This is a genomic window from Paenibacillus sp. FSL P2-0121 (assembly GCF_037975345.1).
Classification (GTDB): domain Bacteria; phylum Bacillota; class Bacilli; order Paenibacillales; family Paenibacillaceae; genus Paenibacillus_AQ; species Paenibacillus_AQ odorifer.
Genome location: NZ_CP150245.1, coordinates 281716 through 296154, shown reverse-complemented (window position 1 = coordinate 296154; position 14439 = coordinate 281716). Strand labels below are relative to the sequence as shown.

Sequence of the window (14439 nt, the reverse complement as noted above, 5' to 3'; positions counted from 1 at the left end):
CTTAATTAAAAAAGAGGGATAGAGTTTTCAGAGTTATCTGAAGCTCTATCCCTTTCTTTTGTGAATAAAAAAATGAACAATACAAAAGAGCCCTCTCTTTGCATTGCTCAGTAAATATAAAATAGGCAGACGCTAGATCTTATAAATATAGTTTTTAGACCCTATTCTTGAACATACAGTGTATCGGAAGCTTCTATTGTTGGCTGCCGGTAAAACCGTTCCTGCAGATAACCGCTGTAAGTAATTAAAGTCTGGATGCACCGATTCATCCGTTAAATAGGCCGAGATATCACTCCCATATACTCTTTCCTGATTCAGAGAGTCTATGATAATCTCTCCAGTAGTAATCCCTATGCCATGGCCGTAGAACAGATCATTTTCGAGTTTAATTGCATTCTCGCCCTGCCATTCTGGCTTGCTCGGAGCATGATCGGGATTCTTGAAATATACAACGTCTCCCCGCTGCGTTAGTTCCTTGTTGTAGTTTGTGATTAAGCGTAAATTCTCGTCATAATTCCAGTCCCATAAGAACAAATCCTTGAAATACTTATTAAACGCTTCTTCACCTATAGCTTCAATCGTCGCCCGATACATAACAATGACCATGGCTGTCGCGCATTCAAAGGCATATAAATGACCATTCCGAAAAATATCTTTAATCCCCACTGTGGGTTCCACGCCAGCGTTCAGCTGAAGCCCACCAATCTCTGTACGTGTCCAAAACTGCGGATTGCAGCGGGAATCATCAAATGTTGCAAAATCCACTCCACTTTCATTTAAAGCTTCAGCCGATTCCACGATGCTTTCTCTCATTTTGCGCTCAAAGTCAAGGGCATCGGGTGAACGAACTTCCTTCACCATGCTTAGTCCCTCCAATGTTATAGGTTCTAAATATAGGTTATTGTACGTGTTCGTCACCGGGTTGGTGCTTAATTCTCATGATTCCCTGGCATCCACGAACCACTGGTTAAGCTGCCGTGTCTCTTCCGTCAAAATATCCAGGAAAATAGAAGTGCGATAACCCGTATCCTTCAAGCTTTTGCCCGTAATCTCTGCAATTCGGTTTAATCTATAAAGCAATGTATTAGTGTGTATATGTAAAAAAGCCGCGGATTCCTTTAAATTGCCGCTTAATGATAAATAGACAGCGATGGTTTTGAGAAAATCACTTTTATGCTCGCGATCATGTTCTTTTAGCGGATATAGCAACGGGCTTTTACGAATTCGACTGCGCTTTTGCTCCATAATAACCGGTATATATGCCCAAAATCCAATTTCCTCGTACAATAGCAGCTCCCGCCCATGAAAAGGCAGCAGCTTTTTGATCTCCACAATGGACACCGCTTCCCAATAGGCAATAGCCGCGGACATATATTCAGTGTAATCGAGACTACAGCCAGCAGCCAGTGTGCAGCCTTCACTCTTATACATATCCTCCATTGTTTTATGCAGGAATGAAGATAATCCACCCGCCCCCTCGATCACAAAGCTGAAGGAAAACAAAATAATCAGCCGATTATGCTCAGCCGTCAGAAATAGTAATTGCAGTCCGGAATAAGATGCCATAACCTGCCGAAACCGGAGTATTAAATGATCATCGATTACCTTGTCACTTTCAAACACGCTAATATAATATTTTTCCGGCAAAAGAATGGACCAAAATTCCGCATCCTTTTTAATATTTGCTTCGTTGTCGTAGTGGGAGGTAATCAGCTTCCAGAAAAAGTCCTCATGCGTTTTGTCCTGCTTCGTTTTCCAGCCTCGCTGCTTAAGTAAATAACGGCCTACGATACCTGCCGCCTTCTCAACGATATTTTCGGCATGCCCTTCTACCAGGTTGCCTGTATCTACTACCCAAATGTACCCGAGAATTTCCTTCTGATGTTTGATACAAATGGCCAGCCGGGGACCAAGTCCCACCTCCAGCACTGCAGGAATTCGAATGGGATGTGCCGCGCTCTCCAGCTGCTGCATAATCCCTTTTTTGCGCAAGCCAATAATCACAGTGTTAGGTACACGCTTCCCGATAATCGTTGAAATCCGCGCGGAGTCACTCTCAAATTCATGCGAGCTGTAGCCAATCACATGATGATTGCTGTCCTCAATGGTAACTTGAGACTGGAGCGATTCACTTATCGCATCTGCCAATGATTCCATACTGTCGAAGAAACGATCAAATAATGGATCCTTATCTGTCACTAGCTTCACTCCCACCTGAAGAATAACCAAATCCTGTACTCTAGAGTGATTTCATTATAGTATGCATCCCCCTAGCTGACTATAAGATAAATAGCTGGTTTAGGTGAGGGGCGAGATCGGCTTGTTGAGGAAGGTGTTTGGGACGGGGATGTTTGGCGGGGGTTTTGTTGAGAGTTTTGTCGGGGTATTTGGGAAGGTTTAATAGTTGTTGGTGATTACCAAATGTTATAAGTGGTTTTTAGGGAATAACCCCCGGAAATTCTGTGTTTTAATCATCACATGATCATAATTAGGGGAATTCTCCCTAATATTCTGCACTTTAAGCATCACACGATCATAATTGGGGATATACTCCCTGATTTTCTTCTGTTTTGCGTATAAACAGGCGTATTCCTCGTTTTTTAGGGAGGAATTCCCTAATAACAGCATTTTTAAGCTATTTTCGCGTTTTTTTAGGGAGAATTTCCCTAAAACATCTCTCATCAAAGCTTTCACCCGATCCATCCAACTTCACTACGTAATCTATCCACCATAGCACCGCACGAGCAAACATCTACTGCATCTAATTACACTGAAACGCAATCTATTTACTTTAACGCCGTACTGACCAACTTCCACCCGGTCTCCACCGCAAGAAACGCCAAACAGCAAGCTCCCCGCAGAGAGCTTGCTGTTTGGCTCATTCCATTATGGAACGTGTCTATTTTAGATCAATGTGAATGTCTGCTCCATGGCTTGCTCAACCGAATAAGGTGTCTCACCCAACGCTTCGGCAACAGCTTGGCAGGTGATTCTGCCATTGGCTACATTCACGCCGCTTCTTAAGCCGTCATTATCCTGAATCGCCTTGATCACACCTTTATTGGCAATTTGCAGGGCATATGGAACTGTAACATTTGTTAAGGCAATAGTTGAGGTCTTAGGAACAGCACCTGGCATATTAGCCACGGAATAATGCAGCACGCCGTGTTTCACAAACACGGGATTATCATGTGTCGTCACTCTGTCGATGGTTTCTACAATACCACCTTGGTCAATGGCCACGTCAACAATCACTGATCCCGGCTTCATGGTCTTGACCATTTCTTCGGAAACCAGCTTCGGTGCTTTAGCACCCGGAATTAACACGGCACCTACCAGCAGATCCGCTTCAGCCACTGCTTTGGCAATATTATAAGGGTTAGAGATCAACGTATTAATCTGTGCTCCAAAAATATCATCTAATTGACGTAGTCTCTCCGCGCTGAGGTCAACTATCGTAACATCTGCGCCTAAGCCAATAGCCATCTTAGCTGCATTAGTACCTACTACACCGCCGCCAATGATACTCACTTTACCTCGACTAACGCCAGGAACTCCGGAAAGAAGAATACCTTGTCCGCCATAGTTCTTTTGCAGGAACTGCGCGCCCAATTGGACGGACATCCGGCCAGCTACTTCGCTCATCGGTGTTAACAGCGGCAAGGTGCGTCCATGAACAACCGTCTCATATCCGATCGCAAAGACGCCTTTGTCTTTTAGCGCAGCAGCCAAGGCAGGCTCTGGAGCAAGATGAAGATACGTAAATAGAATAAGGCCTGGACGGAAATAGGGGTACTCAGTTGCTAATGGTTCTTTTACCTTCATCACCATTTCAGCAGAGCTCCAGACCTTTGCTGCATCCTCAATCAATTGTGCTCCAGCAGAGACATACTCTTCGTTAGGAAATCCGCTGCCCACACCGGCTCCAGCTTCTACGAGCACTTGATGACCTTCAGTAATTAAACTAACTACACCCGCAGGGGTTATGGCAACACGATTTTCATTGTTTTTAATTTCTTTAGGTACTCCGATAATCATCATTCATCTCTCCCATCTAATGTAGATCCCTTATGTAAAGAATGATAACATATGATTAGCATTCCCATTTTGTTAAAAAATTAAAATATTATCTACCATGATTGTGTTTTTACACAAAGGATCAGACTTAACTGCCCATTAATCTTTAACCATTTTGGTACTCAACACAACCATCTTTATTATCTCATAAAAAAAGACACCCTATAGAGTGCCTTTTTGACGATTTTGTATGAAATTAAAGCGACTACCTTATCGCATGATGTTATATTAAGTGACATTACCTATCTTGATAATAACAACATCACTGTTTCTAACACTACATTTACCCCTTTTTCGCAGTCTTCATAAGAGGTTAGTTCCTCTTCACAATGGCTTTTACCCTTCACGCTAGGCACGAACACCATTGCGGATGGCAGAAAGCTGGCTACGAATTGTGCGTCATGCCCTGCACCACTTGCGATCTTTCGACTGGAATAACCCAAGGTTTGAGCCGCTTGCTCCACCAAATCACACACATTCTGATCAAACCACACCGTATCTCGGCCCCAAAGCTTAGTCTTGCTTACTTCACAATCCAGCAGTTGCTCTGGCAAACCGTTGATAATGGCTTCCACTTCACGCACAATCTCCATCTCTTTATGTCTGGCTTCAATGGTGAAAATCACTTTATTGGGAATGACGGTATGGATATTAGGAAGCACATTCATTCTGCCCATGGTATACACAAGCTCGGAATCGAGCGCCCCCAGCTTGCTCCGCAGCTCAATAATCAGATCTGTGGCAGCAAACAAAGCATCTTTGCGCATTGCCATAGGGGTTGTGCCCGCATGATCGGATTCTCCCGTCACCTCAATCTCGTAACAGGCCATACCAACTACACAGTCAACTAGCCCAATTGTCAGCTCCTCTTTTTCAAGAACAGGCCCTTGCTCGATATGAAGCTCCAAATAAGCGGTGGCTTCGGTGATACGATTGCTCACTTCTCCCTTATATCCACTCTTCTCCAGCGCTTCACCAAAGGTGATGCCTGCTGGATCTTTTTTGTTCAACATAACACTTTTATCAAACTTTCCGGACAACACACCAGAGGCCATCATCGATGGCTCAAAACGTGCCCCCTCTTCATTCGTAAAATTCATAATCGTCACCGGAAACTTCGGCTTAATCCCGTAATCTACAAGCGTCCGCACCACCTCTAGACCCGCGATAACCCCTAGGACGCCATCGAATCTGCCCCCTTTTTTCACAGTATCCATATGCGAGCCAATCACAATCGGAGGCCCGGAAGTTTCGCCTGCCAGTGTGGCATACATCGTCCCCATATCATCCATCTTCACAGACATTCCGAGCTCTTCACAACAGGCACGAAAATAATCCCGAACTTTAAGATCCTCTTCCGTCAGCGATAATCGGGTCACGCCATTTTTATCTGTACGCCCATAATCGGCAAATGCCTCGATTGTATTCTTCAGTCTCTCACCGTTCACGAATATTTTTTGCAGCTGCATCCCAGATCCCTCCGCTTCGAGCATTTTGTTGGCTTTCTATCTATGTTAAACCAAACCATAATATTTTCATTTTACATATTGTAATAACTATTATTCACATGATGCTACAACGAGTGGAGCCAGCAATAAGTAAACTAAAGTAGTATATACAATCTTTTCATACGAGGGGTAAGCTTAAGATAGCTTATCATCCAGTTTTCCACAGGAAAGGAGCGAGCCCATGAATCTAAGCCTTGTGATCCCGGTATACAATATAGAGCAGTATATAACCCCTATGTTTAATTCACTGCTTGACCAAAGCGATCCGCATTTCGAAGTCATCATCGTAGATGATGGTTCTACGGATAACACTTACAACGTTATAGAAAAGATTCTTTCGCGTAATCCCGCCCTTTTCTGTAAAGTCATTCGAACGGAGAATCATGGAGTAAGCGCGGCTAGAAATAGGGGATTAGCTGAAGCCACAGGTAATTATGTTCTTTTTGTCGATGGAGATGATTATGTCTCCGCAGACTTGGTCTCAACCATTCATTCTTATACTCAAGATGAACAACCCGAGATTATTTGCTGGGGTTATAATCATGTCTCAGAAGGCAAAGAAACTCTATTAAGCTGTACCTCTGATTTCAGCGACGTGACGGGAAGCGAAGCACTGGCGCGGATTTTCGTGAACAAAAGCTTGCGAATATGGACAGGGAGTATCGCTTATAAGCGAGAATTCTTACTTCTCCACGGGTTAGGTTATACAGAACGCTGTGTGAATGGAGAGGATCAAGAGTTCATCTACAAAGCCTTGTCCAGAGCGGCCAGAGTCATCTCAATCCCGGATATACTATCATTTTATTTACAGAGAAACTCCTCCATCTCCAACAGCTATAACGTGAATAAATTCGATGTAGTGGATGCTTTCAAAAGGGTGGATGAATATTTCAAAACCTATCCCTTTGCTGAACTAGATACGATCTCCCCTTTGTTAATGAACCGGGAGCTGATCGAGAACTACTTTTTCAACCTCAAAACCTGTCTAAATGGTACGGAAGGGGTAAGCATTCAGGAATTACTTCGTGACATCAACCATACCTATCCCAAGCTCAATCAAGAAATGGATGAACTCATAAGACGTTATAGAGGAGATAATCGCAGATTAACCCTTTATATCAGAACATTTTTAATCTCCCCGCTTCTATATCACAGATTCATCTCTGTGGAGAGAGGCTTATCCCGGTTCAAGCGCAACCTACTTAAAGGGAACGGAACCCGAAAGGAATCTAGAATATGAAAAAGATGCTGATATACGCCTATACCGAATTTAATCTGGGCGATGATCTATTCATTAAGGTGCTGTGCGAAAGATATCCGGATACCAAATTCAGAATTTGCGCACCACGCCTCTATAAACAATGTTTCAAAGAGCTCCCTAACCTCAAAGTGTATCCTTCCGATTCCCTTCTTCTAAGAGGCATTGGCTATATTTGCAGGAAGCTAAAGATACATAATGTGGCTCACAAATATCTGGCAGATCACTCAGATGGCGTCGTTCATATCGGCGGCTCAATTTTCATGGAAGCAGACCACTGGGCAGAGCATTTCAAGAATGCAGAAGTCATTCGTAATCAAAATAAGCCTTACTATCTGTTAGGATCTAATTTTGGCCCTTTTACAAATCAAGAATACTATGATGAGCACAAGCGGATTTTCAAGGATTATACAGATATATGTTTCAGAGAACAGTACTCTTATGATTTATTTAAGGATCTGGATAATGTCCGCTTAGCCCCAGATATTATTTTTCAGCTAGACCCGCCAGATATTCCAAACGAACCGGAGGATTACATCGTCTTATCCGTTATTAAACCTTCTGCGAAAGGTCTGAACGGTTTTGACAACCTCTATTATGAAAAAATGAAAGAACTCGCAATTTATTTCATTGAAAAAGGTTACGCGGTTCATTTCATGTCATTTTGCGAACACGAAGGCGATCAACTGGCGATTGAAGAGATTCAGCGCCTTATCGGTCCCTCCTACAAGGATGCTATTCAAGTGCATTTATATAAAACGAACATGGAAGAAGTGTTGTCCGTGTTAGCTAATGCCAGTTCTATTGTGGCTTCAAGATTCCATGCAATGATTCTGGGCTGGGTATTTAATAAACCGGTATTCCCTGTAGCCTACAGCAAAAAAATGGTCAATGTAATGGAAGATGTTGGATTTACAGGTCTGTATGCCGATTTCAACACGCTGGAACAGGTCCAGCCTGCACAGATTTTTGAAAGTATGATCACCTGCTCTATGGATGTCACACTGCAAGCAAAACAAGCCGAAAGACATTTCGAGCATCTAGATACGTATTTACCGCTTTACGAAAGGGGGATTCGTTATGAAAGCCAAGCGGAGCATTCTTAACTTATCCTTTGGACTGGGAAGTCAACTCATCACGATTATCCTCGGTTTTTTTATACCCAGACTGATAATGGTCAACTATGGCTCTGAGGCCAATGGGTTGATCGCTTCGATTGTGCAGATTATTAGTTATTTGGCGCTGCTGGAAGCAGGTGTTGGGGCGGCCTCGATCCAAGCACTTTACAAGCCGGTAGCTTCGGATAATAAAAACAATATCAACTCTATTCTGGCTGCCACCTCCAGCTATTATAAAAAAACAGGTATTTACTATTTCTTCGCCGTACTGCTACTCGCCATCGTGTACCCGCTAGTGATCTCATCTGAGATCGATAAATTATCGATTATGGTCATTATTTTGCTTACGGGGATGGGCGGAGCAATCAATTATTATTTTCAGGGGAAATTCAAGGTTCTGCTCGCTGCGGAGGGAAAAAGCTATGTAGAGACTTCCATTGTCACTGTGGCTAATATTATGAACAGCCTGATCCGGATTCTGTTATTACTGCAAGGTGTGGACATTATTGCGGTTCAAGCTTCCTATTTTATCTTAACTTTACTTCAAATCATCGCTTTCTATATTTATATGAATAAGAATTACAAGTGGATCAACCTGAATCTCAAACCAGACTATGAAGCCATTGGTCAAAAGAATTCCGTATTAGTCCATGAAATCTCCTATTTGGTGTTTAGAAATACTGACGTACTTATATTAACTATCTTTACGAATCTAAAAATCGTCAGTATCTATGTTATGTACAATATGATTTTTACGATCGTGGATAATATCGTCCAGACCATAAACGGAAGTGTGAAGGCTGCCCTCGGGCAAAGCTACCATGAGAGTAAAGAAGCATTTATTAAATTTTATGATGCTTACGAAGTGTATTTTATGGGGCTTATCTTCTCGATTTTAACGGTGGCTTACATTTTGATTTTACCCTTTATGAAATTGTATACCGCTGGGGTAAACGACGTAAATTACATTGATATGTGGCTGCCGGTCTTGTTCGTAGTCATCAAATTATTAACCAATGCCAGAACGTCTTCCAATAATGTGATTACCATCGCTGGACATTTCAAAAAAACACAAAACCGTTCCATTCTGGAATCCGCCATTAATCTGGTGGCTTCTGTTGTCTTCGTAATCTTCATGGGAATTTACGGTGTACTGATGGGAACGATAGTTGCCCTCCTATACCGCTCCATAGATATTGTGATTTATGCCAGCAAACATTTGCTGGACCGCAGTCCATGGGTCACTTTTAGAAGATGGCTTACGAATGCAGTAGTTTTTGTAGGCATTATTCTCATCACAACTGCCATCGACATCCCGATCCATTCCTATCTGGGGCTTATGATCTGGGGTGTACTTCTAGGACTAGTGATCTTGCCTGTATATTTTGTAATCGGCTCTTTAATGGAACGGGAAGTCTTCCTCTATACATGGGAACATCTCAAAAAGTATCGATACAAACTCAAAAATAAAATTAACGCTCAGCCTGAGGTAAGTGGTTTATCCAAATAACACAACAGGAGGACTGGAAATGGATCATAGCGAGGTTTTGCAGCAAGCCTGTTACGTCTTTCTAAACGACCTAAATGATGAAATAAACCATTCACCCACCATCCAAATAGAGGATACAGAACTATTGCAAAGATGCCGCCAGATCATAGATCAAGAACAAAATGTACAAATCAAACCTTATCTGGAAACCTTATCTGAGGTTATTCATGCCTTTCTCACGGGGAGGGCTTCAGAGGATACTTTAAAATTCTATCTGTCTGAACAATTCAACATTGTTGCCAGTGATATCGCAGGTTTAATTCAGGGGTTGGTTAAAATGGAAAGCCGCATTTCGGATACGGAAATTTCCTACCCAGCAGTCCAATCCTTATCCGATTCTCCCAAGATCAGTGTCATTATCACCACCTATAATAGAAAAGCATTCCTATACCAAGCGATCCAAAGTATCTTAATGCAGGACTATCCCAATAAAGAGATTACAGTGATTGATGATTGTTCTACAGATGGCACGGAAGAGTTAATGCAGCAACACTTTGGGGCGGAGCCACGGGTCATTTACATGCGCAATGCTACCAATAGCGGACCTGGAAATAATCGCCGAAAAGCTTTCGCTGCACATGGTGATGGGGAATATGTTCTTTTTCTCGATGATGATGATTATCTGATCGACATGAATTATTTCAGTAAAGCTGTCCGCTTCCATCTCCTTCATCCCGAAATATCATTTGTAGCTGCGAATGTGTTTCTGGAGTATTCCAAAGCCAAACAACTAAAAATCTCCAATCTGCAGCTTAGCAGCATTATTAAGAAACGCGATTATTTCATGAATTTCGAGAAAAAAGGATATCCAAAACCCGCCTCTACTTTAACTACTGTCTTTAAACGAGAGGCCTTAATGGCTATGGATATCCTAGATATGAATATGGTCAACGATGCTTCCATCTATTTGCGTTCCCTGCTGGTAGGTGATGCGGGCTTCATTGATGTGATTGCTGGCGTGTACAGAATACACGGGAACAATATCACCTTTAATCTGAGCCAAGGATTTTTAATTGAGAATCTGGAAGAAAAGAAACTCATTAAGAATATGGCCGTGCAGAAATATGGATATAACGCACAGGAAATGACGGAATGGTTCAACCACAATGCTTACGATACGATCTCATACTATTTATTAAATTCTGCAAAAGACGCTACAGACTTTAAATTCATGTACCATTGGGCGCTTAACCATTGCCCGCTGATCTACAATCAATTAAAAAATGAGTTTCGCATGAAGCTTATTAAAAAACAACTATTACGAATCTCCTTACTCCGCACGCTACTCGGCAGATGATTCGCTCATTAGCTTATCGAGCAGCAGAAAAAACTCTTTAAGCTTTTCTTTTGGGATGTCGGCATACTTGTCTCCAATGCTGATCTCACAATAAGAAGTATGTTCCCCGGTAGCTCTTATACCCGCGCTTAAACCGATTCCTGTCGCCTCATACACCGCTGACAGAATCGGTTCAATTTGTTCCTTAGACATTTGAAAATGCATGTGAAACATATTGGAGACAGGTTGAGCGGGCAGAGTGGTTACGTCGTGACATTGATTAACCCAAGCAGCAAGCTCCTTTGCACCTTCATAATACTGCTGCATGTTGCCTTCTCTTTGCTGGTAATAATAATCAGAAGAAATGATGTACGGATATAAGCTGATTAAGTCTCCACCATGCCGCCGTTTCCATATCTTTGATTGCTTCGTAAAATCTTCACTGCCTGCAAGAATTGCCCCAGCGATTCCTCCAATTCCTTTATAAAAGGATATATACACACTATCAAAGAGTGCAGAGATTTCAGCTGCTGACTTCCCGTAATACGGAAGGATCTCAAATAATCTCGCCCCATCCAAATGCAATTTAATGCCGCATGCACGGCAATGAGCAGAAATAGCTTCAAGCTCCGTGTATTCTGGCAGCTGACCACCAATCTCGCGCTGGGGTAATTCCAGCAACAGACAGGCGATATCCTCCTTTAGGTTCGCCACATCCTCCAAAGTGATTAATCGGTTCTTGTCCGCAAGCAAGATAGGCTCAATATGATGTAATTCCTTCAGGCCATCCTGCTCATGGATCTCCAAGTGACATAAGGGATGATAGGCTACTTTTTTCACCTCTTTTTCATCGCACCAAATTCTTAAAGCGATTTGCTGCGCCATCGTTCCGCTCGGAAAGAAAACCGCGGTTTCTTTGCCCAGGATATTCGCCATTTTCGTCTGGAAATCTTCAATCACTTCGCCCGTTCCATAAATATCAGATGCCTTACTGTTCTCTACGGCTGCCAAGGCTTCCTTCAACACTTGCACATCTCTATTCCCATTCCCTGCGATTCGATAGGCCGTTTCATTAAAAGCCTCTTGTACGGTTTTTTTTCCGTTCATTCGTTGGATAACCCCTTCCGGATTTGCCTTGTCCCTAATATAGACGAATTTCCAAAAATCCCATCTTAATTTTACCCGATCTAAGGTGAAAAAACATGAGCGCTGTGCTACAATATTGGAATTGCAACGGCAATCTTAGGGAGGGTTATTGAATCACATGCTCATTATTGGTATCGCCGGCGGCACCGGCTCGGGAAAAACAACCGTAGCCCGCTCCGTCATTGACCGTCTTGGAACGGGAAAGGTAACTTTCATATCTCAAGATAACTACTATAAGGATCACTCACATCTCAGCTTTGCTGAACGTGAATCCATTAATTACGATCATCCTTTCGCTTTCGATAACGAGCTGCTCATTGAGCATCTTAAATCTCTGCGCGAAGAACAGACCGCATTCGCTCCCGTGTATGACTTTACAGTCCATGCCCGCTCCACTACAGAGACGGTAGAACTGAAGCCAAACAATATTGTAATCATCGAGGGACTCCACGTCCTTTCTGACGAGAATCTCCGTGAAATGCTCGACATCAAGGTATTCGTGGATGCCGATCCTGATGTACGCATTCTCCGCCGGGTCCTTAGAGATATTGAAGAACGTGGACGGAGCATCCAGTCGATCCATCATCAATATTTGAGTACAGTTAAACCCATGCATGAAGCTTTTATCGAACCATCCAAAAAATACGCTGACCTGATCATCCCTGAAGGTGGCCATAATGAGGTTGGTATTCAGTTGTTGTCCATCCTAACGGAGAAGCATCTATATAACGATTGGACGTCTTAAAGTCTTAATTAAGCGCTTCTAGCTAGCTGCAGAGAATCTCTCTGCGGCTTTTTTGATATGCGTTGACCCATCCATGGTTCAGAATAATCCCACCTCATTCTGGTAATAGCTATATTTACAGCACCAGCGGAAGAGGGATAACAACTATGGGATTTCTGAACAGAACAATAACAAAAGTTTTTAAGAACCCTTCATTAGGGCACCCTAACCCCACTAAAGAATTACCCAAGGAACCTATTAAAGAAAAACTTCAAGATAATATTCAATATATAAAAACAACACTCGGCAATAGTACAGATCTCGTGATTAGAGAATTCTTTATTGGTTCCAAACACCAGATCAAAGCAGCTATTTTCTATACAGATGGATTGGCGGATAGTAAAGCTATTCAGGATTTCATTCTGGAATCACTAATCTTAGAACTTCCAGATCCAAGTCTTGATACACAAACAGCCAACTATCAATTATTAAAAGATCACATGCTCACTGTAGGGGATATTAAAGATGCGACGGAGTTCAATTCTTTATTCACCTCTCTATTATCCGGAGATGTGATCCTCTTACTTAATGGATATACCAAAGGGTTCACCATAGGCATGCGTGACTGGAAAGACCGTGGCGTAACGGAAAGTGCCACTGAAACGGTGATTCGTGGACCTAAGGAAGCCTTCACAGAAAGCTTACGCACGAATACCGCATTAATCCGGCGGAAAATAAAAGACCCCAATCTTTGGTTAGAAACACAGCAAATTGGACGTGTAACACAGACAGACGTAGCCCTCATGTATATCAATGGCATTGTTAGTGATGAGATTCTGCAAGAAGTACACTCACGTTTAGATCGGATCGACATTGACGGGATCCTGGAAAGTGGCTATATCGAAGAATTAATCGAGGATGAAACCTATACCCCATTTCCAACGATCCATCATACGGAACGCCCTGACGTTATAGCAGCTGCTCTTATGGAAGGAAAAGTAGCCATATTAGTAGATGGGACTCCTATAGTAATGACGGTGCCTACCTTATTTGTTTCCTTCATGCAGACGGCGGAAGATTATTATCAACGTGCCGATGTTAGCACCTTAGTACGAATGCTTCGATACTTCAGTATTTTCATTTCACTACTTGCCCCATCTTTGTATGTAGCTATTACTACCTTTCATCAGGAGATGCTGCCCACAACCCTGCTGATCAGTCTAGCCGCACAACGGGAGGGCGTGCCGCTTCCAGCATTTATTGAAGCACTCTTAATGGAGCTTGCCTTTGAGATTATACGAGAAGCGAGTGTACGAATGCCTCAAACCATAGCCCAATCTGTATCCATTGTAGGCACCCTAGTGATTGGGACTGCGGCAGTTGATGCCGGCATTGTTTCTGCTGCCATGCTTATTGTCGTCGCTATTACTGCTATCTCCAGCTTTGTGCTGCCATCCTTCGATCTTGCCCTGACCATCAGAATGCTCCGTTTCCCAATGATGTTCCTTGCTGCATCCTTTGGATTGTTTGGGATCATTATCGGCGTTATTGCGATAGTTCTTCACATGTGCAGCTTACGTTCCTTTGGAATTCCTTATTTGAGCCCGTTTGCTCCCTATAATCTCGCCGATCAAAAGGACACCTTTTTCCGAATGCCGCATTGGGCTATGTTTACCCGCCCTAGACTTATCAATAAAAAAAATATCGTTCGGGAAAAGAGTACACCACCGGAGAAACCGGGAGATCTCACGGAGGAATAGCCCCTGAAACCTTGACCTATGAA

11 protein-coding genes are annotated in these 14439 nt (G+C 42.8%); 6 read left to right on the top strand and 5 right to left on the bottom strand.

Going from position 1 to position 14439, the window contains the following annotated elements:
• Positions 1–132: 132 nt before the first annotated feature.
• The 4 genes from MKY54_RS01330 to MKY54_RS01315 form a co-directional block, all read right to left on the bottom strand.
• Positions 133–861 carry a protein-glutamine gamma-glutamyltransferase gene (locus MKY54_RS01330; protein WP_076126990.1) on the bottom strand — a complete coding sequence of 243 codons (729 nt, stop codon included), beginning with the start codon at positions 859–861 and terminating at the stop codon, positions 133–135.
• Positions 862–936: 75 nt separating this feature from the next.
• A complete protein-coding gene (locus tag MKY54_RS01325) occupies positions 937–2199 on the bottom strand; it encodes a helix-turn-helix domain-containing protein (protein WP_076126988.1) in 1263 nt (420 codons plus the stop codon).
• 705 nt (positions 2200–2904) lie between these two features.
• Complete coding sequence (gene ald, locus MKY54_RS01320) at positions 2905–4038, bottom strand: alanine dehydrogenase (RefSeq protein WP_076282656.1); 1134 nt, start codon at positions 4036–4038, stop codon at positions 2905–2907.
• A gap of 281 nt (positions 4039–4319) precedes the next feature.
• Positions 4320–5546, bottom strand: coding sequence for a Zn-dependent hydrolase (locus MKY54_RS01315; RefSeq protein ID WP_076279950.1), 1227 nt, complete (start codon positions 5544–5546; stop codon positions 4320–4322).
• Between the two features lie 220 nt (positions 5547–5766).
• On the opposite strand from MKY54_RS01315, the gene MKY54_RS01310 reads away from it, so the two are divergent.
• From MKY54_RS01310 to MKY54_RS01295, 4 genes are read left to right on the top strand one after another with little or no spacing between them, the layout of a single operon-like run.
• Complete coding sequence (locus MKY54_RS01310; protein ID WP_339189155.1) at positions 5767–6825, top strand: glycosyltransferase family A protein; 1059 nt, start codon at positions 5767–5769, stop codon at positions 6823–6825.
• Positions 6822–7949: a polysaccharide pyruvyl transferase family protein gene (locus MKY54_RS01305; RefSeq protein ID WP_076126981.1), complete on the top strand. Its 1128-nt coding sequence runs from the start codon at positions 6822–6824 to the stop codon at positions 7947–7949. The genes MKY54_RS01310 and MKY54_RS01305 overlap by 4 nt, the downstream gene beginning before the upstream one ends.
• On the top strand, positions 7924–9471 hold the full coding sequence (locus MKY54_RS01300; protein WP_076126979.1) for a sugar isomerase: 1548 nt from the start codon (positions 7924–7926) through the stop codon (positions 9469–9471). The genes MKY54_RS01305 and MKY54_RS01300 overlap by 26 nt, the downstream gene beginning before the upstream one ends.
• Before the next feature lie 19 nt (positions 9472–9490).
• Entirely contained in the window at positions 9491–10807 is a 1317-nt protein-coding gene (locus tag MKY54_RS01295) for a glycosyltransferase family A protein (protein ID WP_076279949.1), read from the top strand.
• Here MKY54_RS01295 and MKY54_RS01290 read toward each other — a convergent pair.
• On the bottom strand, positions 10793–11893 hold the full coding sequence (locus MKY54_RS01290; RefSeq protein WP_076305119.1) for a beta-eliminating lyase-related protein: 1101 nt from the start codon (positions 11891–11893) through the stop codon (positions 10793–10795). The genes MKY54_RS01295 and MKY54_RS01290 overlap by 15 nt on opposite strands.
• A gap of 157 nt (positions 11894–12050) precedes the next feature.
• Between MKY54_RS01290 and udk the strand changes: the two genes are divergently transcribed.
• Together udk and MKY54_RS01280 are read left to right on the top strand one after the other, a co-directional pair.
• Entirely contained in the window at positions 12051–12677 is a 627-nt protein-coding gene (udk, locus tag MKY54_RS01285; protein ID WP_036687251.1) for a uridine kinase, read from the top strand.
• Between the two features lie 146 nt (positions 12678–12823).
• The gene (locus tag MKY54_RS01280) at positions 12824–14416 is read left to right on the top strand and encodes a spore germination protein (RefSeq protein WP_076192561.1); all 1593 of its coding nucleotides are present in this window, start codon (positions 12824–12826) and stop codon (positions 14414–14416) included.
• The last annotated feature ends 23 nt before the right edge of the window (positions 14417–14439 follow it).

Coding starts and splice junctions, on each gene's coding strand:
- MKY54_RS01290 (WP_076305119.1), bottom strand. CDS start 11,893: ATGAACGGAAAAAAAACCGTACAAGAGGCTTTTAATGAAACGGCCTAT.
- MKY54_RS01315 (WP_076279950.1), bottom strand. CDS start 5,546: ATGCAGCTGCAAAAAATATTCGTGAACGGTGAGAGACTGAAGAATACA.
- MKY54_RS01300 (WP_076126979.1), top strand. CDS start 7,924: ATGAAAGCCAAGCGGAGCATTCTTAACTTATCCTTTGGACTGGGAAGT.
- udk (WP_036687251.1), top strand. CDS start 12,051: ATGCTCATTATTGGTATCGCCGGCGGCACCGGCTCGGGAAAAACAACC.
- ald (WP_076282656.1), bottom strand. CDS start 4,038: ATGATTATCGGAGTACCTAAAGAAATTAAAAACAATGAAAATCGTGTT.
- MKY54_RS01295 (WP_076279949.1), top strand. CDS start 9,491: ATGGATCATAGCGAGGTTTTGCAGCAAGCCTGTTACGTCTTTCTAAAC.
- MKY54_RS01280 (WP_076192561.1), top strand. CDS start 12,824: ATGGGATTTCTGAACAGAACAATAACAAAAGTTTTTAAGAACCCTTCA.
- MKY54_RS01330 (WP_076126990.1), bottom strand. CDS start 861: ATGGTGAAGGAAGTTCGTTCACCCGATGCCCTTGACTTTGAGCGCAAA.
- MKY54_RS01305 (WP_076126981.1), top strand. CDS start 6,822: ATGAAAAAGATGCTGATATACGCCTATACCGAATTTAATCTGGGCGAT.
- MKY54_RS01310 (WP_339189155.1), top strand. CDS start 5,767: ATGAATCTAAGCCTTGTGATCCCGGTATACAATATAGAGCAGTATATA.